This window comes from Dysgonomonas sp. 520 (genome assembly GCF_010501095.1).
Taxonomy (GTDB): domain Bacteria; phylum Bacteroidota; class Bacteroidia; order Bacteroidales; family Dysgonomonadaceae; genus QVMP01.
In genome coordinates this window covers 43,457-63,299 of sequence record NZ_QVMP01000001.1, presented here as the reverse complement: position 1 = coordinate 63,299, position 19,843 = coordinate 43,457, and the positions used below count along the sequence as shown (strand labels likewise).

Here is a 19,843-nt window from a genome sequence, read left to right as displayed (position 1 = left end):
ACTCTTATCAGGAGGTTTTCTCCATATTTTCGCCGAATTTCTCCATTTTTGATACTTCTCCTGCAATCCACAAAACGTCGTCTACCATCAACACCGTGTCGGCGTTAATGTCCATGATAGCTTGTTCGTCTCGGTCGATGGCAATTATCATACATTCGGTTTTCTCCCTGATATTCAGTTCTCTGATGCTTTTGCCAATCATAAACGAATCGTTCTCGACAATGTATTGAGACATGTCGATGTATTCTTCGTCCGAAGATGTATCGTTTGCTGTTTCATTGCCATGATGCCTATCTATCATCTGTTCGAAAGTTTGCAGTTCGTCGTCCGAACCTATTACCACTATCTTATCCATCGGGAACAGATACTCGTTGCCATCAGGTATGTTTATCTTTTGCGAACCCCTGATGATGCGCACTATATTCACCCCGGTTTTTTGCTTGAAATTGAGGTCACGAAGCGTTTTTCCGACAATATCCGAGTTTTGTGGAATGTCGTAGTCTTCTATATGCACGTTTTTAGACAACAAATCGTTGGCAAATTCTTTTCTGATAGATTGTTTTTCGGCTTCTGCAACTTCCTTCATATTCAGGTTTTCCAGAAAGCGAGCCTCCATTCTTCTCGATTGGTTTTTGAATCCTTGCGAGTATATAATGAAAATGATAATGGCTAGTGAAATAATGACCATCAGCACGGTTGCACTGGGAAACAGAGGGATGAGTACTATCAAGATAAGGAGCATGCACAATGCCGTTCTGAATACGAGCAGCGATATCAGTGCGCCTTTATTGAAGTGCTTGTCGTCCGACCACAGTTCGCGAAATTCTTTCGAGCGGTTCTTTTTCATGATGATGGCACGCATAAACGGAGCCATAAGCGTGAGGGTAATGGCGGCTGACAATATCCGCCCCCAAACATCGGGAACGTTGGATGTGACGAACGGTATGACGGATTTGTTGCATATCAGGAGAATGGCTACTGAAATGCAAAAATAGACAGCCACGCTGCTCAAAATGCTTTTCAGCAGTTTGTTCCATGTGGTTTGATCGTTAATGCTTTTGTAATTTGCCGAGGCATAACCTGTGATCAGCTTGTCCCATTTAGATGGGATATGTTTTTCGAGGAAACTGTATGCGTTTGTTGAATATTTTATGCAATAAGGTGTTGTAAATGTTGTTATTACGGATACGGCGACGATAACAGGATATAGGAAAGCATCCATTACCCCGAGGCTTATTCCCAAGGTGGCTATGATGAACGAAAACTCACCAATCTGAGCCAAGCTGAACCCTGACTGTACGGCAACTTTAAGCCCTTGTCCTGAGGCTGATACGCCAATTGTTGCAAAGATAATACGCCCTATCAGAACAATGACGGTAAGCAGCAGTATAGTGCCCGCATGTTCGACCAGAACGGCTGGGGCAATCATCATACCCACAGAGACGAAGAATACCGCACCGAAAAGGTTTTTTAAAGGTTCAATCAGGTGTTCTATGCGTTTTGCCTCAATTGTTTCGGCTAATATAGACCCCATAATGAAAGCTCCTAGTGCAGATGAGAAGTTAACAAAATTGGCAAACAATACCATCCCCAGACACAAACCTACGGCTATGATTAGCAGCGTTTCATCGTTCAGGTAACTTTTAAACTTTTTCAGGAATGTAGGTATCAGATAGATTCCACCCACAAACCATATCATCATGAAAAAGATCAACTTAAGTACGTTGTCCAGCAAAACCATGCCTCCAACATTGTGGCTTTGCGCAACTGTGGATAACAATACCATCATCAGGATGGCGGCGAGGTCTTCAACGATGAGCATCCCGAACACAATACTTGCAAACTTCTTCTTCTGCAATCCCATGTCGTTGAAAGCCTTGATAATAATGGTTGTGGACGACATAGACAACATTCCTCCGAGAAAAATGCTGTTCATCTGCGACCAGCCAAGCAATTGCCCCACTATGTATCCGATCACTATCATAGACCCCATGTTGATTATCGTGGCAATTGATGCTGTTCCGCCAACCTCCATCAGTTTTTTGAAACTGAACTCAAGCCCCAGTGCAAAAAGCAGAAAGATGACCCCGATTTCAGACCATGTGTGTATGCTGCTTGTGTCCAGAACCTGAGGGTAATAGTTGATCAGTGACAGATATTTTCCTCCCCCTGTGTTTGTAAATATTTCTTTCAAAACATCAACAAAACCGGTTCCGACAAAGAACCCCGCTACAATGTATCCGAGGACAACAGGTTGTTTCAGCCATTTGAACAGGATGGTGACTACGCCGGCCACAATTAGAATAAGAGCCAGATCTGAAATTAAATCGGGTAAATGAGCCATAAATATGTTTAGTGTATATGATTTTTATGAAAAAGTGGGGATAAACCCTTACAAAAGTATTAAAATAGCTAGAAAAAAGCTAGAAAAATGACTGATAATACACCCGAAAAACGCATTTTTTTATATTTTACACAAAAGATTTAGCAACTATTATTTCAACGAAAAGGAAGATTGGCTTAACTTTGCAACATCATGCAGTTCGACCTCTTTCCAAAGACAACCAAATATAAACTAATCAGCCTTTCAAGTGGCAGCAATGGTAATTGCTACTACTTAGGGACGTCCGAATACGGAATTCTCATAGATGTAGGGATAGGATTCCGCACCATCAAAAAATATTTGAGGGAATATGGCATTGCCATTGAAACCATTGTTGGGGTGCTGATAACCCACGATCATGCCGACCACATAAAGACAGTGGGTAGCTTTGCCAATAAAATGAACATTCCGGTTTATACGACAGAAACCGTACATGCGGGGATAGACCGTTGCCATTACGTGGAAAGTTGCGTAATTTCATCGAAACGGATTATATCGAAAGAAATACCGTTCACAATCAAAGATTTTCAAATTACGGCGTTTGAAGTGCCTCACGACACCATAGAGAATGTCGGATATCAGATTGTTTTCGACAACAACACGGTGGTGCTGCTGACTGATGTGGGGCGAATCACCGATACTATTGTGAAATATGCGTCAACCGCCAATCATTTGATAATGGAGGCCAATTATGACGAAGAAATGCTTCGCTTCGGTCGTTATCCCGAATACCTGAAAAAGCGTATTACCAGCGGGATGGGGCACATCAGCAACCGACTTTCGGGCGATTTTATCGCATCTATTTATACCCCTCAGCTCGAAGAAATCTGGCTGTGTCATTTAAGTAACGACAACAATCGCCCTGAGATTGCTTACCGTACTGTTGAAAGTTGCCTTGAAAAAGAAGGCATTTATGTAGGTAACCATGTCAAACTGCAAACCTTAAGCCGGGGAAAACCCTCCGGATTGAAAGAGTTCTGAAAATTTATTCCAACATCAGGTTCATAGTAGGTGCGTGATGATCAAATAACAATCGGGTCAGCGATTTAATATCAACTTCTATCTTGTCTTCGCCTCCGTTTATCGAAAACGTTTTGTTGTTTTCTGAAATAATAGGATCGGAAACTTTAACATCTAAAGACTTACGGGGATTTTCCTCTTCAAATATCTTGAGAAAATATCCGGCATCAACAATTCTGGCCATTCCCGATAAATCGTACTTAGGTGGATAGCCATCGTTTCGGTACTCTTCAGCCATTGTCGTGAAGTCGTCGAAAGATTTTCGGATAGTGAAATCCTTTCGGTTAAATGTAGCGTCAAATTCCTTATACGCATATTCCAAATCGGTCGGATATTTGTTCAGTATATCCCTGAACGGAAGAACGGTAGTTCCTTTGTCGAATATTTTTTCGTATCCGTATTTTGCATAAAATCCATACAGCCAGTCTTCTGCGGGAATGAGAATGCTTAGAGGAATTTTGCGGTCTTGCATCACCTTAAACGATTCGGCGATCAGTAGCTCCATATATCCACGCTTGCGATATTCCGGCAGAGTGCTTAGTCCTGCAAAATAATAGACAGGAACCTGCCTGTCGTAATAAGAGAACACGTAGGGGTACATGTGCAGTACGGCTACCGCCACAGCATTTTCCATATACACCAACGTGTTTTCGTGCTTATACTTTTTAGTGAAAATCAGTTCCGTGTATTCATCCGTATCTTCGAAACACGTCTTCCACATGTCACGAAGCATGGGTTCTATCCTGTTGTTTGAGAATTGAATCATCCTTTACTAAATTTCTTCTTCAAAGATAAACAAAACTTAGGTTATACCTTGGGTATTAATATAGCTTCTTGTAACAAGATGTCAGGATAATAAGAACTTTTCGCTTTTCTCAAAGACTCCAATCCCATGTCTTCCTCCCGGTTTACGTATGTGTATTTAGTTGCTTCATGCTCAATGAATTGTTGGTTGATGATAGTGTATGCCCCGTTTATCTCGGAAAAGGCCTTTTCCACATGAACCACAAAAGTATCTTCTGTTAGTTTTTCGCCAATCGTGAATGCTACAATCTTGCCATTCACACGGATGGCTCCACCTTTCAGTTTCAGGGCATGAAAATTGTCCAGCATTTTGCGTGTGGCAATGTAATCATATTTTAGTGTCCTGTCTTTATCTTCATGAACCTTATCCCATTTATCGAGCATTTCCACACATTCGTCCAACTCGTGCTGATTGAATATCGGGAAATATTCCCAATCGGGATTGTCGGCTTTGAAGCGGTTGATATGATTGCGTTTGCTTTGTAGCTTTTTCCCGCTGAGTTTTATCAATTTTTCCGAGAGGTAGAGATATTCATCGTTATTCCTGTCGTGGATATACTCAAACCGGTCGGGCATAACAGCCTTTATATCATCCCACATCCTCAGGGTTATCCCCTTCATCCTGAATGGTATATTGTTTGCCTTTGCATCTTCCATCATTTCCTCGATAGCACATTTCAGGTTCATGTGCCCGATTGGCATCATGTAATACATATATCCATCCGATTCGGTGAATCGAAGAAAAAGTGTCTGGTTTTTAACGTCGAATTGAGTCTTGAATTTTGCGTTCCACGAATAAAGGTTTGCAAACGAAAAGTCACATGCTCTGTATGTATTTCCTGTCAGACAGGCATCTATAAGTTTTTTATCCGATAGCTCTATGTCTTTGTAGTTGATCATAAAAAAATATTGTATGCGATTTCTAATAATGGTATAACAAAAATAAGCCACAAATGTTATTTTGCGGCTTATTTTATATTCTATCTGATATAGGAAATATCTATCAGAATTTCGTTATTCCCATTATCTCACGTACTTCACGAACGGTTTTCGAAGCACTTTCGCGTGCTTTTTCTGCACCTTCCGATGTCACTTTGTGCAGATACGCATCATCGCCCTGAATATCAAGGATACGTTCGCGAATGGGTGATGTCACTTTAATTATGTCTTCTGCCAGTTGCTTTTTCAAGTCTCCATACCTGATTTCGCATTTGTTCCACAATTCTTCGTAATGTTTCACTACTTCTTCCGCAGATACGACTTTCAATATAGTGAACAGGTTTTCTATATAATCAGGTTTTTCGGAATTAAACTCTTTTGGACCCTCGTCCGTCAAAGCTCGTTTTACTTTCTTTTCTATTGATTTTGGGTCTTCGCCAAGATAAATACAGTTACCTTCCGATTTTCCCATTTTTCCGCTGCCATCCAATCCGGGTATCTTAATAAGCTCTTGACCGAAGTTATATGCCACAGGCTCTTTGAAGTATTCCAAACCGTAAAGATTATTGAAACGGCGGGCAAATTTACGTGTCATTTCAAGGTGTTGCTCCTGATCTTTACCAACAGGAACTTTATCGGCATTGTGTATCAGGATGTCGGCAGCCATAAGGGTGGGGTAGGTCAATAATCCTGCATTCACATTCTCAGGTTGCTTTCTGGCTTTTTCCTTGAAAGACACAGTCTTAGCCAACTCACCCATATAAGCATGCATATTCAATAACAGATACAGTTCGCATACTTCCGGCACATCGCTCTGTACGTAGATAGTCGATAATTCCGGGTCGATGCCCGCAGCCAGATATTCGGTCAGCACATTCTTTACATTTCCATGCAATTGCTTCGGATCGGGGTGCGTGGTCATTGAGTGATAATCGGCAATGAAGAAAAAACATTTATTCTCGTGTTGCATACGAGTAAAGTTTCTCAATGCCCCGTAATAGTTTCCCAAGTGTAAATTTCCTGTCGAGCGTATTCCGCTTAATACTATATCCATATTTTAGCCTTTTTGTTTTCTGTTTTTTTTTAGGAAGCACAAAGTTAGCAAAAAGTAATGTCTTAAAAGTATTTTTCTAAACAAATGATATATCTTTGCGACTATCAACTCTCAACATACACATACTCGCCAATGCAACGAACAAAACACACCCTCATCTCTTTTCTGATATGCATAATATGTATCAGTGTAAACGCTCAAGATAAGCAGATATTGAGAATACTAACTATGAAAAGTGATGTCATTCTGACCAGTAATAGTTACGAAAAAACAGATACTTACGTGAATGACTTTTCGAAAGAAAGTGTTTGTGTCATAAACAAAGTGGATAGTATAATCAAGAACAATACAAAATTCAAAGAATCTGACTATACAGCAAGGATATTGACCGATGGAAATGATTATTTCTCAGATGGTTATTTTGGCGATGGAGGTCGACTTCTTGGATCTATATCGCAAGACGTTGGTAAGTCTTATTCAAATCTGATGTTTTTGAAAAAAGTGGGAAAACAATATCAAGTGTTGGGGATATATGAAAACTTAGAAATAGGTGAAATGAAAACCGAATATATAAGCAAGATAGCTCAGGTTATGGAGATAGAAAAGATTAAAGATCTTAACGAACGCTATTCCAAAACTCTTGATTGGTTTATCGACAACGGTTTTTATCCCGACAACGGTTTTATTGAGTTTTACCAACAAAAGGGGGTTGTCAAAGAATCGCTATTGTTGAATGACGAAATGGCTCAAAAGGCAAAAATGAGTTTTCTGTCAGGAAATGAGGATTTATTACCTCTGATAAAAGATAAATTCCCTGATGATGTACAGAAATATTATCTCTTAAAAATGAGGAATATAAGAAGGTCGTCACCTCTTTCTTACATCTCATGTTATGACTTTTATGAGATTATATCAAATTTGTACAATTTCGGATACAATAGCATGGACTATCTGTTGCTTAGTTTGCTCACCGATGACAATATTGATGAGTATAAGAAAAAAGATATTATGGATTACTTCATCAATATGACAGAAGAAAAGAAAAAACTGATTCCTGAATATAGGGCAAATTAACTTAGAGCCTGTTTAAATTCTTAGACAGGCTCTTAGATCAAATCCAATAATTTGGGCAAAAATATGATTGCGCCAATTATAACGGAAAAAATTGCAGCAACCAAAACAGCGGCTGCTGCCAGGTCTTTTGCTTTGCGGATGTAGCTGTCGTTGTCTTTGGTGATACGGTCTGCAAGGTTTTCAATCGCAGAATTGACAATTTCCAACGAAAAGACAAGGGCTACGCACAACAAAATGGCAATCCATTCATAAACAGAAATAGAAAACACAAATCCCAATGCTATGGCTGCAAGGGCAAATACCAGATGAATGCGGGCGTTGTGTTCTTCCTTGAACAGTGTGGCTAACCCACTAAAAGCATACTTAAAACTTTCGAGCCGTTTCTTGAATGAGAATTTTTCTTGTCCTTTCATTTGTTCTCTATCTCGTCTATTAGTTTATCTGTTCGCTCAAATGAATACCCCTTGCGTTTTCCCCATTCTATAAATCGCCCCAATCTGTCTACCATCTTTTGGTCGGTATTTCTAGTCACATAGAACGGGAAATTATACTTTGATTTCGGTCCTATCTGCATAAATTCCCACGGGTGAAAATACACATTCAGGTAGCCGTCCTTTTTCAAAACTCTGTTCGATAGGAATTTATACACGGGTAAAGGTAAATTGTGAAATGAAATCCAGAACAGAGGAAACCGTAACAACGGGGTTACGGATGCAGGCAGTTGCCAAACACCCTCGCGTTTGAAATAGGTGCGGGGTTCGTTCAATTTATTGTATCTTCCCGGAAGAAAAGTAGGATTTATGGACGAATTGTAAATATAACCCGCTTTATAAACTTCCTCTTCGGGTACGGGAGCCATGCGAGCCATACGATAGCCTTTCACTTCCACATTTCCCAACCGTTCCAGAATTTCCCTCGATTCTTTAAGATGTTCAGGTTCGAAATGGTCGTGAAACAAACCATGTGAAGCCAATTCGTGACCTTCGTTCACAATGCGGTCTACAATTGCCTGAGCATTTCGGGCAAAATTTGCCGTAGTATAAAATGTAGCTTTTACATCGTGTTTTTTCAGCAAATCCAATATTTTATTTGTCCCTTCTGTCGATATCTGTATCTGATTTTCGAAAGGGATTGGGTCGCCATATTCACGGGGCATCTCAAACTCCTCTATGTCAAAGCTCAATAATATTCTTCGATTTTTCATTTTTGCGGGATATTTGTACTTCTTACGATGTATGCCGGATAATTTTTGGTCTGATTAAATATCCGCCCGATATATAAACCTATAATGCCGAGGACGAACAACTGGAAACCTCCCAGAAAACCGACCACACATATCAATGATGCCCAACCGTTGCTATAATGATCGGTGAAGTAACTGATGAAAGCATAAGGCATGGACAGCAGGGAAAGTGCAGCGATAATAAATCCTGAATAAAGTGCTATGTGCAACGGCTTTGTGCTGAAAGAGAGTATTCCCTGTACAGCCATGCTCATCATTTTTTTGACCGTATATTTGGTGCTTCCCGAAAGGCGTTCGTCGGGCATGTAGTCTATGCCATATTGTTTGAAGCCAATCCATTTTACCAATCCCCGGATAAATAGGCTGCTTCCCTTTATTCCGATGATGACGTTTGCCGCTTTCCTGTCCATCAGCCTGAAATCGGCAGTGCCCTCCTCCAGTTCAATGTCCGACAGCATATTTATAATCCGGTAATACCATGCCGATGTTTTACGCTTCATTTTTGGCAAATTCTGATCTTCCATTCGGCGGGTGTATACAATATCGTATCCCTCTTCCCATTTTTCGAGAAACCGGGGCAGCATACGCGGCGGATGTTGCATATCTGCGTCCATCGAAATCAGGCAATCGCCGGTTGCATAGTCCAACCCTGCTTTCAGGGCATTCTGATGCCCGAAGTTGCGAGAGAATTCTATGTAATATAGCTTATCGTCATCTTTGCATAGTTGTTCAATCACTTCCATCGAATTGTCGGAACTACCATCATTCACAATAATTATTTCATAATCGTACGGTAACTTATCCATATTCTCATGAACAGCCGCTACAACCGTAGGCAGGTTTGTAGCCTCATTGTAGCTGCACAAAATGACTGACACTTTTTTTTGCTTCATCTGTTTATGAATATTCTTTTTTAATACTTTAGCAATACAAAAGTAGTAAAAGTTGAAGACATGCAGTCAATTAAAAAGAACCAATTTCGGATATGCCATTTTTCTATACATCATGCTCTTGTTTCAGCGAATTGAAAATCGGCAGAATGTAATTATCACAACCGTAAAATCGAATTAAATATTATTTTTTATAGTTTTTATTTATCTCTTTTTCATCTTTATTAATTACTTTCGCCATCAAATACGATTATAATTATTAACCAGATAACAACAATTAGAGTATGCACAATTGGTTTGAATGCAAGGTTAGCTACGACAAAACCTTGGAAAACGGGATGCAGAAAAAAGTAACGGAGCCATATTTGGTTGACGCACTTTCTTTCACGGAAGCAGAAGCCCGCATCATTGAAGAAATAAGACCTTATATCAGTGGCGAATTTACAGTTGCCGACATAAAAAGGATGAAACTTGCCGAAATTTTCTTTAACGAAAATGGCGACCGTTACTTCAAAGCCAAGGTATATTTTATTACCCTCGATGAAAAAAGCGGATCGGAAAAAAAGACGGCCGTTCAGATGTTGGCTCAAGCCTGCGATTTGAAGGAGGCATTGGCTGTTGTAGAAAAAGGAATGGCAGGAACGCTGGCCGATTACAGCATCGCCAGTTTGTCCGAAACAATGCTGATGGATGTTTTCCCATATTCGCAAGTAACCAAAACCGAAAGTAAGACAAACGCTGTTGTAGAAACACTGAAAACCGAGTTGAACGCCGCTTTGGAGGCAAACCCGGAAGTGGAGGAAGATGCGGCGGATGCCGACGCCGAATGATAGTGATATGAGCATAGCTTCAAATCTGACAGAAATAAGAAGTACGATACCCGATCACGTTAAACTGATTGCCGTATCGAAGTTTCATCCCTGCGAAGCTATATTGGAAGCCTACAACGCAGGTCAACGGATATTTGGAGAAAGCAGGCAGCAAGAGGTTGAGCAGAAACAAAACCTCTTGCCCTCCGACATACAGTGGCACTTTATCGGGCATCTTCAAACCAATAAAGTGAAAGCGATATTGCCATACACGCACACCATACATAGTGTTGACAGTTGGAAATTGATTTCGGAAATAGAGAAAAATGCCGCTAAAATAGGGAAAACAATAAATTGTTTGCTCGAAATTCACATTGCAGACGAAGAAAGTAAACTCGGGTTCGATTTTGACGAATGTGAAAAAATGCTCGATCAAAACAATTGGCAAAGCCTGAAATACGCACGCATTGCCGGAGTTATGGGGATGGCAACATATACCGACGACGAAAAGAAAGTAAGGGAAGAATTCAAAGCCTTGAGAAGTTTTTTTGACTGTCTAAAACAAGATTATTTCAAAGATTTTGATTATTTTAGCGAAATATCAATGGGCATGTCGCACGATTACCGTATAGCCATAGAAGAAGGTTCTACAATGGTCAGAATAGGAACATCCATCTTTGGTGAGAGAGAATACTAAACCTTTTAGTACGAGAACACTATGAATATACAACAACTGGAGTACATAATAGCAGTAGACACACATCGTCACTTTGCAAAAGCGGCAGAAGCCTCTTTTGTAACACAACCAACACTGAGTATGATGATCCAGAAACTGGAAGATGAACTGGATATCAAAATATTCGATCGCAGCCAGTTGCCTGTGCAGCCAACCCCGATTGGGACACAAGTTATCAATCAGGCCAGAGTGATAGTGTCGCAGGTGAAGCAAATAAAAGAAATCATTCAGGAAGAAAAAGGCGTTGTGCAAGGAGTCTTCCGTTTAGGCATTATCCCCACCATCGCACCGTATTTGCTGCCCGTATTCATGCAGGTACACGAAGAAAACGGTTACGACATCGAACTGTCGATAGAAGAAGTAACAACAGCCCAGATAATAGAACGGCTGATGAGCGGAACCCTCGACGGGGCAGTTCTGGCTACACCCTTGAAGAACGACAAAATAAAAGAACATCCGGTCTATTACGAACGCTTTTTCTCGTATGTTTCTCCTCGCGAGACTTCGCTTTATGCAAAAAAAGAACTGGAAGAAGATGACATAAACGTCAACAGGCTTTGGCTGTTGGAAGATGTGCATTGCTTTCGCAATCAGATATTGAAGCTATGTAACCTGAGAAAGCGTAAAAGCTCTCACAACCTGTTCACGTATGAGGCGGGAAGCATCAATACCCTTGTCAATATCGTCGACAACAATAGCGGGTTGACCATCATTCCCGAAATGGCAATCAACGAGTTGAGCGAAACCCAGAAAAAAAATATAAGGCCATTCAAAGGCATAAACCCCGTGCGGGAGATAAGTTTGGTTACACGCAAAGACTTTCTACGAGAGAAAGTTGTGAAAATTATCATAAGCGAGATAAAACGCTCCGTGCCCAAGGCCTTGCTTGATGAGGCATTGAAAGAAAATGTAGTGGATATATAATAAGACTGTAACCTTTTTTGTGTTTTTAACAACGAAAATATAAAAGAAACGCTTGTTTATTCGGAATAGATTCCCTACATTTGTCCATGTATAATTGGGTATAAACTGTAATTATGAAGAAAATTCTACTTTTAATATTCTTGTCCTTTGCATTGCATGGATACGCTGAAAGCCCGTCTTTCAACGCTTCCGGTGATGGAATTGCCACAAGTATGGGTGAAGAAGAATTTATCAATATAACAAGTACGGTTACAGATAACGTTAGATTTTCGTATAATTTCAAAACAGCAAAAACGTTGAAGATATACAACCTGTTAGGAAAATGCGTTGTATCTGTGAAACTTGCCGGAGGAATAAACAATATTGATTTACCAACTTCACTCGAAAGAGGTACGTACATCTACTCGGTAGAAGACGGATCTAAAAAATTCGGGGCAAAGAAATTCATTGTCCGATAAAAAAAATAGTAAAAACAGAAATTAAATAACAAGAGGAGGCCGATGATGTCTCCTTTTTTTATGGATAAAAATACAATTATGAAATACGTTGTCAATCTGAATTCTGTAACGCCCGTTAGAAGTGCACCGCAAGAACAAGCCGAAATGGTAACGCAATTGCTGTTCGGGGAAACCTGTGAGGTAGAGGGGGATAGCGAATCTTTTGTAAAGATAAAAAACTCGATTGATTCGTACACCGGATGGGTGGATGCGAAGATGCTGACAGAAATAGACGAGGAAATATACACAAAACTCCTTTCTCACCCTACATTTATGACCTGTGTTCCTATTGCCGACGCATTTTGCATGACAGACAAGAGCATATATCACCTGTCGGCAGGCAGCCGTTTGCCATTCTATAATCCGGAGAATAGTAGTTTTGATATTGCAGGAAAGACCTTTCAGATACATCCCAGTTTTGTTACCTATCTGCCACATAGCAGCAAAGACAATATAATAGCAACAGCCATGCTATTCCTTAATTCGCCATATATGTGGGGAGGGAAAAACGTTTTTGGCATCGATTGCTCCGGATTGGTTCAGACTGTTTTTGCCATGAATGGTTTTTCATTAACCAGAGATGCCGGGACACAGGTGAAAGAGGGCGAAATCATAAGTTCTTTAGCTGAAGCTCAGCCAACCGACCTTCTTTTTTTCGAGAAAGATGAAAAGACGACACATGTTGGCATCTATCTGGGAGATGGGAAAATTATTCATGCTTCGGGTAAAGTTAAAATAGAGCCTGTTGATAATAAGGGGATTATGAATGACGAGACATCCGCTTATTCGCATATTCTTTCTGCTATAAGAAGAATATAAGATGGATTGGTAAAAAAATACTATATTTGCCGTATCAAAATAATTCTTAACTATCGAGACTTAAAGAATGTCAGTTACAATTGTTGAAGCAAATGACAAATCTTCTGTAAAAAAATTTGTCAAATTCCCTATCGATGATCTTTATAAAGATAATCCTTATTATGTACCCTCACTAATACTGGACGAGATCAATACCTTCAATACCGAAAAAAATCCGGCATTTGAATTTTGCGAACGCCAACTTTTTCTGGCATACAAGGATGGAAAAGTTGTTGGTCGTATAGCAGCGATTATCAATCACAAAGCCAATGAGGTGTGGGGTCAAAAACATGGACGTTTCGGCTTTGTCGACTTCATTGATGACAACGAGGTTGTTGATGCTCTGTTCGATGCTGCCGAAAATTGGGCGAAAAGTAAAGGGATGGAGGCAATACAAGGCCCGTTGGGATTTACCGACCTGGATCATGAAGGTTTATTGATATACGGATACGATAGAATCTCGACAATGGGAACTACGTACAGTTATCCATACTATAAAGAACAAATAGAACGTCTGGGGTATGAGAAAGACGTAGACTGGCACGAGTTTTATATTCCCGTTCCGCCCGAAGTGCCGGAACGCCATCAGCGGATAGCGAAAATTGTATCTGAAAAATTTGGACTTAAACTGCTTAAGTTTAAAAACTTGAAGCAGATAACGCCATACGTAGACAAGCTGTTTAATCTGCTGAACAGGGCATACGCACCGTTGTACGGGTTTTCTCCCCTGACAAAGAGACAGATAGACTATTATGTCAAAATGTATGTTCCTCTGTTGCGGTGGGATGTGGTTTCGATTGTGATAAAAGAAGATACGGACGAAGTTGTTGCTTTCGGTATTGGTATACCTAACTTGTCTCAGTCGCTCATAAAATCGAGAGGAAGATTGTTCCCCACAGGTTGGATACATTTACTTAAAGACTTGAAAGGCAAAAAGAACCCTATATTAGATTTGATGCTTATGGGCGTAGCACCCGAATATCAAGGAAAGGGAGTAAATGCAATGATCTTCAACGATTTCATTCCATCGGCACACAAGAGCGGATTCCGTTTTGCCGAAACAAATCCTGAGCTTGAGATGAACAACAAAATTCAGTCGCAGTGGGATGGGTTCAACGCCGAACATCATAAAACGAGACGAGGATATAACAAAAAACTATGAAGTCATCTAGACTTTTTAAATTATACTTAATTTTTGAGTTTTTGTCATGTTGAACGTAGTGAAACATCTAAAAAACAGATCCTTCGATACTCTCAGGATGACAAAATTGAATAAAACGAAAAAGTCTAGACGGTTTCTATAAATTAGGACAGAACAAGAGCGGATTAATTTACAAAATCCGCTCTTTGTTTATCTCTCTCCTCATCCTGATATGGGGAATGCCATCTTCCGGGTATATGTCGCTAATTTGCTCAAAATCATGAGCCTCGTAAAATCTTTTCAAATATAGTTGGGCAGAGATAACAATTTCCGATTCACCCGCCCAATGAAACAATTTTTCGATAGCCTTATCCATCAGTTGATGTCCATAGCCAAATCTGCGATGTGCTGCTGATACAACCACACGCCCGATAGCAGGTTCGTCAAAATAATCGCCCGCTCTGAATAAACGGCAATAAGCGACAAGTTCTTCGCCGGCGTAGCCTAAAACGTGCAATGCTTTAACATCCTTGCCGTCAACATCCTGATATACACAAGCCTGCTCCACAACAAATACCTCGCTTCGCAATCGTAGTATTTGGTATAATGATTTGCAGTCCAGTTTGTTGAAAGGTAGTGTCAACCATGTTATTTCTCTATTCTCCATCATTTTATCGGATAATTTATATAAAATACCTTCCGAAACTACAAAGAATAATCATTACCCCAAGACTTTTAGAAAAGGAAAAAATAATAATTCTTATAAAAAGTCTTTATATTTGCGATAATCATCATAAAAACTTTACTCATGAAAAATAGCTTTTTACAATTAGTAAAAGACGGAATAACAAACAATTGGGATAAACCGGCGCTTACTGATATTGAGAAAAAAACTTATACATACAAACATCTGGCCGAAGAAATGGCAAAACTGCACTTGCTATTCGAGGCTCTGGGTGTAAAAAAAGGAGATAAAATAGCCTTATGCGGAGCCAATAGTACACATTGGGCAATCGGGATATTCGCTACATTGTCGTATGGGGCGGCGGCAACAACAATACTTCACGACTTCAATGCCGAGAGTGTGCATAGGATAGTTAATCATTCCGAGTCGAAGATATTATTTGTAGGCTCTACCGTTTGGAAGAGGTTAGCCGAATCCGAAATGCCTCAACTGGATTCGATAATACTTATCGACGACTTTTCGATATTGAAGTCCAATATATCCGGAGAATTTGATGTGCAGGTAGCTTTTGATAAAAAGTTTCCGAATGGATTCACCAAAGAAAACGTGTATATACACGACGAGCAACCCGAAGATCTGGCAATCTTAAACTATACGTCAGGAACTACAAGCAACCCCAAGGGTGTAATGATTCCATACAGGAGCTTGTGGTCTAACACCCGTTTCGCCATCGACAACATTCCTTTCGTAAAGGCGGGCGACGGGTTTGTGTGTATGTTGCCTATGGCACACATGTATGGATTGGCTTTCGAGGTATTATTGTCTATCACCAAAGGTTCGCACATGCACTTTATTTCGAAAGTGCCATCACCTCAAATTATTCTGGGGGCCTTTGCTCTGGCAAAACCAACGCTGGTTATTGCAGTTCCGTTGATTATCGAAAAAATCATCCGAAGCAAAGTGTTTCCGGTGTTGAAAAAACAGCCGGTTAGCACGCTGGTTAAAATACCTGTGCTGAGGGATATCGTATTCAAAAAGATCAGAAAACAACTGATAGAAGCCTTTGGCGGTAATATTGTTGAGGTTGTGATAGGTGGCGCTGCATTGAACAAAGAAATTGGAGATTTTCTCACCAAAATAAAATTCCCATACACCGTGGGGTACGGTATGACGGAATGTGGTCCGCTAATCTCTTACGACTATTGGGAAACATACAGGGCAACCTCGTGCGGTAAGCCTGTCGACCGTATGGAAGTGAAAATAGACTCGGAAGATCCGCAACGCATAGCCGGAGAAATTTTGGTCAGGGGTATGAATGTCATGAGCGGATATTTTAAAGACCCCGAAGCTACGGCAAGTGCCATAGACAAAGACGGTTGGCTATACACGGGAGATCTTGGCGTGATGGACGAAAATGACTTCATATATATACGAGGACGCAGTAAAACCATGATTTTAGGAGCCTCAGGGCAGAATATTTATCCGGAAGAAATTGAAGATTTCCTTAATAATAGTATCTTTGTGTCCGAATCATTGGTTGTTGAAGATAGCAAAAACAAACTGGTGGCTCTCATATATCCGGATTTGGAATATTTGAAAGCGAACAAAATATCTGACGAAGATCTGAGAACTTTGCTTGACAAAGAGATAAAGCAAATAAACGGACGTTTAGCTAATTACAGCCAAATAAGCCGTTATGTTGTTAGAGAAGAGGAGTTTGAAAAAACTCCCAAACGGAGCATCAAACGATTTTTATATCAAAACGAAGCGAAATAAAATATTTGAAATTTTAAATATTTTCATAAAAAGGATTAAACCTTTTGAGTATATGTATGTCATTTAAATAAAGAATAAATATTCACAACACGAGTGAACACAAACTTTCTATACATTGTTATATTTCAGTATAAACATTAAAAGTTCATAACAGAATGAGCGCAGAAAACGATTTGTTGGGCTATGACGAAGAAGCAGCGGTAAAATTCATACAAAAAAGCCTGCCGCAAGAGTTAAAGGGGAAATTTTCGAACGACGAGATCACCTATATCATTGATATTATATACGACTTTTATGAAGATAAAGGTCTTATGGATAGCGATGTGTCTGATGACACCATTGTTGATATTGATGAAGATGAGTTGGTTGAATACGTGTTGAAAAATACCCGAAAAGACAAGATAACCAAGTTTACGCCCGAAGAAATAACTTATATTATCAGAGGCGAATTGGATTACTGCGATTCAATTGACATGTTTGAGTAAATACAAAATTATTTTATACTAAATTAAAAAAAAACTATTATGAAAAATTTATCAATTCTGGCTGCTATCGGGCTTAGCGTAGCAGTTCTGTTTTCGAGTTGTGGAGCAAGCAATACAGTAAAAGGCGGTGGTATCGGAGCCGGAGCCGGAGGTGCATTAGGAGCAGGTATCGGTGCAATTATCGGTGGAGGTAAAGGTGCTGCCTGGGGAGCAGGTATCGGTGCTGTTGTTGGTGGTTCGGCCGGAGCTATCATTGGAAACAAGATGGATAAACAAAAAGCTGAACTTGAAAGAATCAATGGAGCGCAGGTAGAATCTATCAATGACGGACAAGCAATCAAGGTTACATTCGAATCAGGAATCTTATTTGCAACTAACTCAAGCACATTGAGTTCTGCTGCAAAAAGTTCTTTGTCAAGTTTTGCTACATCATTGAAAAACAACCCTGATACAGATGTTCAAATATTCGGACATACCGACAATACTGGTAGTGATGCAATAAACAATCCGCTTTCAGAGAAACGTGCAAAAGCAGTTTACGATTATCTTGTAACAAACGGTATCGGAGGTTCTCGTATGACATCAGAAGGTCAAGGCTCTACTCAGCCGGTTGCTGATAATGGTACAGCTGCAGGAAGAAGCCAAAACCGTCGTGTTGAGGTTTACATCTTGCCTAATGCTAAGATGATTGAAGACGCACAACAAGGTAAATAATATAGAGTTATATATCATTTCCAAAAAGACAGGACTTACAAAGTTCTGTCTTTTTGCTTTTCTATAAAGAATTATTCACAACAAAGGCTCGTGTAATAAAAATATCCTAACAAAAAAGTTAAAAGTGGGTTTTGTGTTAAAAAACATATTTTCTATTCAGGATATTTTGTCAGTTTAGAAAAACCCCTTACATTTGTAATGTGTTTTTCATGGTATTAGATTTAAGGTTAACAATTTGAAGATTGGTTGTCGGGACGACAACCTTTTCTTTTTTATATATACTATAAAAATAGCTGTAAAAGGCTAATTTTTAGTTGTTTGTGTGACTTAGGTAGTACGGATGTCTATTGTTGATAATTAGTAGCTGGACAAGCAGGAAATACTCCGGACGTAATTTACAAACATTACTATAAATCAACTAATGAAGACGAGGTGTTTGCTCAAATGAATCGTAATTTTCAATAATTAAAAAGAAAATACCAAGATCAAACTAATATTTTCAAAAAGACAAACGGGATTAAGAAATCAAAACATTCTTATTCCCGTTTCCTTTCTCCTATAACTGATCTTATTTTGATTCTGCAATAGAAACTTTACGAAATTCTTTCAATGCTTTTTCGATTGCAAGCGATGTTTTTCTGGCACGGGTACCAGCTGCTTTGTTTCCGTTTTCAACTTGTAATGCCGCGTCCTTAGAAAAGTCTGCAAATAATTGGGTTAAATTGTCTACTAATTCTTTCATCGTAATATTCGTTATTTAATTAATTTCGGAACAAAGATAAATTTAAAAAATAAAATCCTGACTTAAACAAAAGCAAAATTAGCCATCAGATAAGCTATTAGATTGAAAAATAACCAGGATATAATGCAAAATCATAGGTAAATATCTATTTTTGTATTACATATTAGAGAAGAATTAGCGTTTAGCTTATAATTCGAGAGTATCCGAAACGACCAATTTAAGATACGTACACGAAAAAATAGGTTAAATGCTCATACTATAGGCGTGAGCATTTCTTATTGTGTACGTGGGGCTTGGCCGTTCCCGGATGTCGATAGGTAAGTGTCTCACGCTTTTGTATATAGTAAATGTTAAAATATGAAAATTAACACTAACGAACAAAGCAATCAGGGAAAAGACGAACTTATACAATCCATACTTGATGAAATGAAAAGAAACGGCCTGCTTGACGAACTGACTCAAGATAGTCCATATCTTGAAATTCAATACTCAAACAAGACCGTTATTTGTAAAATAGAGGACAAAGAAGAAGAGCTATAATCAGGTCAACCACGGGTTCTTATACGGGTCATAGTCCGTCTGAAATGTGGCAAGTTGCCAGTCCATAACTTCCTTTTTATCTTCCGCCAGTTTACGAAGAATTTGGGGGTTTAGCTTTAATCTGGCTGCATCCGAGAGCCATTTCATTGAATCCTCATAATCTTTTACCCTGACAACACTTACGTTATTGGGGGCGATGAGTTTTGTCAATTCATATACAGCTAATCGCACCATGTGTTTTTTCAAGTTGTAGTTCCGGCAATCATTTAAGGTAAGGTTCTTCCCTACTTCCGGAATATCGGCATTCACATCGATTTCCGGATGAAACACTTTTCCATTGTAGACCACATATTCGTGTTCAGACAATTCATATTCGTTATGGTCCGGATCATAGTTGGCTATTGCACCCCAATTAACTGAATCAAGTGGGCTAATATTGTTCATCCGGAAGATTAACGCCATAATGTGCAGTCCCATAAACAAAAAACACATTACACTGGGAAAAGTCAATACTGTAGCCTGTGCCACT

General features: G+C 39.5%; 21 protein-coding genes and 1 pseudogene. 12 read left to right on the top strand and 10 right to left on the bottom strand.

Annotated elements, in window-relative coordinates; genetic code table 11:
• Positions 1-7: 7 nt before the first annotated feature.
• Positions 8-2,344, bottom strand: coding sequence for a cation:proton antiporter (locus D0T56_RS00255; RefSeq protein WP_163318138.1), 2,337 nt, complete (start codon positions 2,342-2,344; stop codon positions 8-10).
• A gap of 192 nt (positions 2,345-2,536) precedes the next feature.
• On the opposite strand from D0T56_RS00255, the gene D0T56_RS00250 reads away from it, so the two are divergent.
• Entirely contained in the window at positions 2,537-3,364 is an 828-nt protein-coding gene (locus D0T56_RS00250; protein ID WP_163318137.1) for an MBL fold metallo-hydrolase, read from the top strand.
• A 4-nt stretch (positions 3,365-3,368) separates the two neighbouring features.
• Here the strand turns inward: D0T56_RS00250 and D0T56_RS00245 are convergent, their stop codons facing one another.
• From D0T56_RS00245 to trpS, 3 genes are all read right to left on the bottom strand, one after another.
• Positions 3,369-4,169 carry a GNAT family N-acetyltransferase gene (locus D0T56_RS00245; protein ID WP_163318136.1) on the bottom strand — a complete coding sequence of 267 codons (801 nt, stop codon included), beginning with the start codon at positions 4,167-4,169 and terminating at the stop codon, positions 3,369-3,371.
• Positions 4,170-4,210: 41 nt separating this feature from the next.
• Positions 4,211-5,107 (bottom strand): DUF2156 domain-containing protein, encoded by an 897-nt coding sequence (locus D0T56_RS00240; protein ID WP_163318135.1) that lies wholly within the window; start codon positions 5,105-5,107, stop codon positions 4,211-4,213.
• Between the two features lie 103 nt (positions 5,108-5,210).
• The gene (trpS, locus tag D0T56_RS00235) at positions 5,211-6,200 is read right to left on the bottom strand and encodes a tryptophan--tRNA ligase (RefSeq protein WP_163318134.1); all 990 of its coding nucleotides are present in this window, start codon (positions 6,198-6,200) and stop codon (positions 5,211-5,213) included.
• Between the two features lie 84 nt (positions 6,201-6,284).
• Between trpS and D0T56_RS00230 the strand changes: the two genes are divergently transcribed.
• Positions 6,285-7,274, top strand: coding sequence for a hypothetical protein (locus D0T56_RS00230; RefSeq protein WP_163318133.1), 990 nt, complete (start codon positions 6,285-6,287; stop codon positions 7,272-7,274).
• A 32-nt stretch (positions 7,275-7,306) separates the two neighbouring features.
• Here D0T56_RS00230 and D0T56_RS00225 read toward each other — a convergent pair whose 3' ends face one another.
• The 3 genes from D0T56_RS00225 to D0T56_RS00215 are packed head-to-tail and all read right to left on the bottom strand — an operon-like array spanning position 7,307 to position 9,410.
• The gene (locus D0T56_RS00225; RefSeq protein WP_163318132.1) at positions 7,307-7,687 is read right to left on the bottom strand and encodes a diacylglycerol kinase family protein; all 381 of its coding nucleotides are present in this window, start codon (positions 7,685-7,687) and stop codon (positions 7,307-7,309) included.
• Complete coding sequence (locus tag D0T56_RS00220; protein WP_163318131.1) at positions 7,684-8,478, bottom strand: polysaccharide deacetylase family protein; 795 nt, start codon at positions 8,476-8,478, stop codon at positions 7,684-7,686. The genes D0T56_RS00225 and D0T56_RS00220 overlap by 4 nt, the downstream gene beginning before the upstream one ends.
• The gene (locus D0T56_RS00215; RefSeq protein ID WP_163318130.1) at positions 8,475-9,410 is read right to left on the bottom strand and encodes a glycosyltransferase family 2 protein; all 936 of its coding nucleotides are present in this window, start codon (positions 9,408-9,410) and stop codon (positions 8,475-8,477) included. The genes D0T56_RS00220 and D0T56_RS00215 overlap by 4 nt, the downstream gene beginning before the upstream one ends.
• Before the next feature lie 281 nt (positions 9,411-9,691).
• Between D0T56_RS00215 and D0T56_RS00210 the strand changes: the two genes are divergently transcribed.
• The 6 genes from D0T56_RS00210 to D0T56_RS00185 all read left to right on the top strand — a co-directional run bounded on the left by D0T56_RS00210 (position 9,692) and on the right by D0T56_RS00185 (position 14,393).
• Positions 9,692-10,237, top strand: coding sequence for a DUF4494 domain-containing protein (locus D0T56_RS00210; protein WP_163318129.1), 546 nt, complete (start codon positions 9,692-9,694; stop codon positions 10,235-10,237).
• 7 nt (positions 10,238-10,244) lie between these two features.
• Positions 10,245-10,913, top strand: coding sequence for a YggS family pyridoxal phosphate-dependent enzyme (locus D0T56_RS00205; protein WP_163318128.1), 669 nt, complete (start codon positions 10,245-10,247; stop codon positions 10,911-10,913).
• A 21-nt stretch (positions 10,914-10,934) separates the two neighbouring features.
• The gene (locus D0T56_RS00200; RefSeq protein ID WP_163318127.1) at positions 10,935-11,876 is read left to right on the top strand and encodes a hydrogen peroxide-inducible genes activator; all 942 of its coding nucleotides are present in this window, start codon (positions 10,935-10,937) and stop codon (positions 11,874-11,876) included.
• A gap of 113 nt (positions 11,877-11,989) precedes the next feature.
• On the top strand, positions 11,990-12,334 hold the full coding sequence (locus tag D0T56_RS00195; RefSeq protein ID WP_163318126.1) for a T9SS type A sorting domain-containing protein: 345 nt from the start codon (positions 11,990-11,992) through the stop codon (positions 12,332-12,334).
• Positions 12,335-12,412: 78 nt separating this feature from the next.
• Positions 12,413-13,192, top strand: coding sequence for a C40 family peptidase (locus D0T56_RS00190; RefSeq protein WP_163318125.1), 780 nt, complete (start codon positions 12,413-12,415; stop codon positions 13,190-13,192).
• Positions 13,193-13,259: 67 nt separating this feature from the next.
• On the top strand, positions 13,260-14,393 hold the full coding sequence (locus tag D0T56_RS00185; protein ID WP_163318124.1) for a hypothetical protein: 1,134 nt from the start codon (positions 13,260-13,262) through the stop codon (positions 14,391-14,393).
• Positions 14,394-14,562: 169 nt separating this feature from the next.
• On the opposite strand, the gene D0T56_RS00180 is transcribed toward D0T56_RS00185, so the two are convergent.
• Complete coding sequence (locus D0T56_RS00180; protein ID WP_255490932.1) at positions 14,563-15,042, bottom strand: GNAT family N-acetyltransferase; 480 nt, start codon at positions 15,040-15,042, stop codon at positions 14,563-14,565.
• Between the two features lie 138 nt (positions 15,043-15,180).
• Here D0T56_RS00180 and D0T56_RS00175 point away from each other — a divergent pair, with 138 nt between their 5' ends.
• The 3 genes from D0T56_RS00175 (at position 15,181) to D0T56_RS00165 (ending at position 18,032) form a co-directional block, all read left to right on the top strand.
• Entirely contained in the window at positions 15,181-16,833 is a 1,653-nt protein-coding gene (locus D0T56_RS00175; RefSeq protein WP_163318123.1) for an AMP-binding protein, read from the top strand.
• A 155-nt stretch (positions 16,834-16,988) separates the two neighbouring features.
• Positions 16,989-17,318, top strand: coding sequence for a hypothetical protein (locus tag D0T56_RS00170; protein ID WP_163318122.1), 330 nt, complete (start codon positions 16,989-16,991; stop codon positions 17,316-17,318).
• A 39-nt stretch (positions 17,319-17,357) separates the two neighbouring features.
• On the top strand, positions 17,358-18,032 hold the full coding sequence (locus tag D0T56_RS00165) for an OmpA family protein (RefSeq protein WP_163318121.1): 675 nt from the start codon (positions 17,358-17,360) through the stop codon (positions 18,030-18,032).
• Positions 18,033-18,600: 568 nt separating this feature from the next.
• Here the strand turns inward: D0T56_RS00165 and D0T56_RS00160 are convergent.
• Positions 18,601-18,774 carry a histone H1 gene (locus tag D0T56_RS00160; protein WP_163318120.1) on the bottom strand — a complete coding sequence of 58 codons (174 nt, stop codon included), beginning with the start codon at positions 18,772-18,774 and terminating at the stop codon, positions 18,601-18,603.
• Positions 18,775-19,131: 357 nt separating this feature from the next.
• Here D0T56_RS00160 and D0T56_RS00155 point away from each other — a divergent pair, with 357 nt between their 5' ends.
• Positions 19,132-19,314, top strand: coding sequence for a hypothetical protein (locus D0T56_RS00155; RefSeq protein WP_163318119.1), 183 nt, complete (start codon positions 19,132-19,134; stop codon positions 19,312-19,314).
• Here the strand turns inward: D0T56_RS00155 and D0T56_RS00150 are convergent.
• Positions 19,315-19,734: pseudogene (locus D0T56_RS00150) on the bottom strand (hypothetical protein); the annotation flags it as partial. It lies immediately after the preceding gene.
• Between the last annotated feature and the right edge of the window lie 109 nt (positions 19,735-19,843).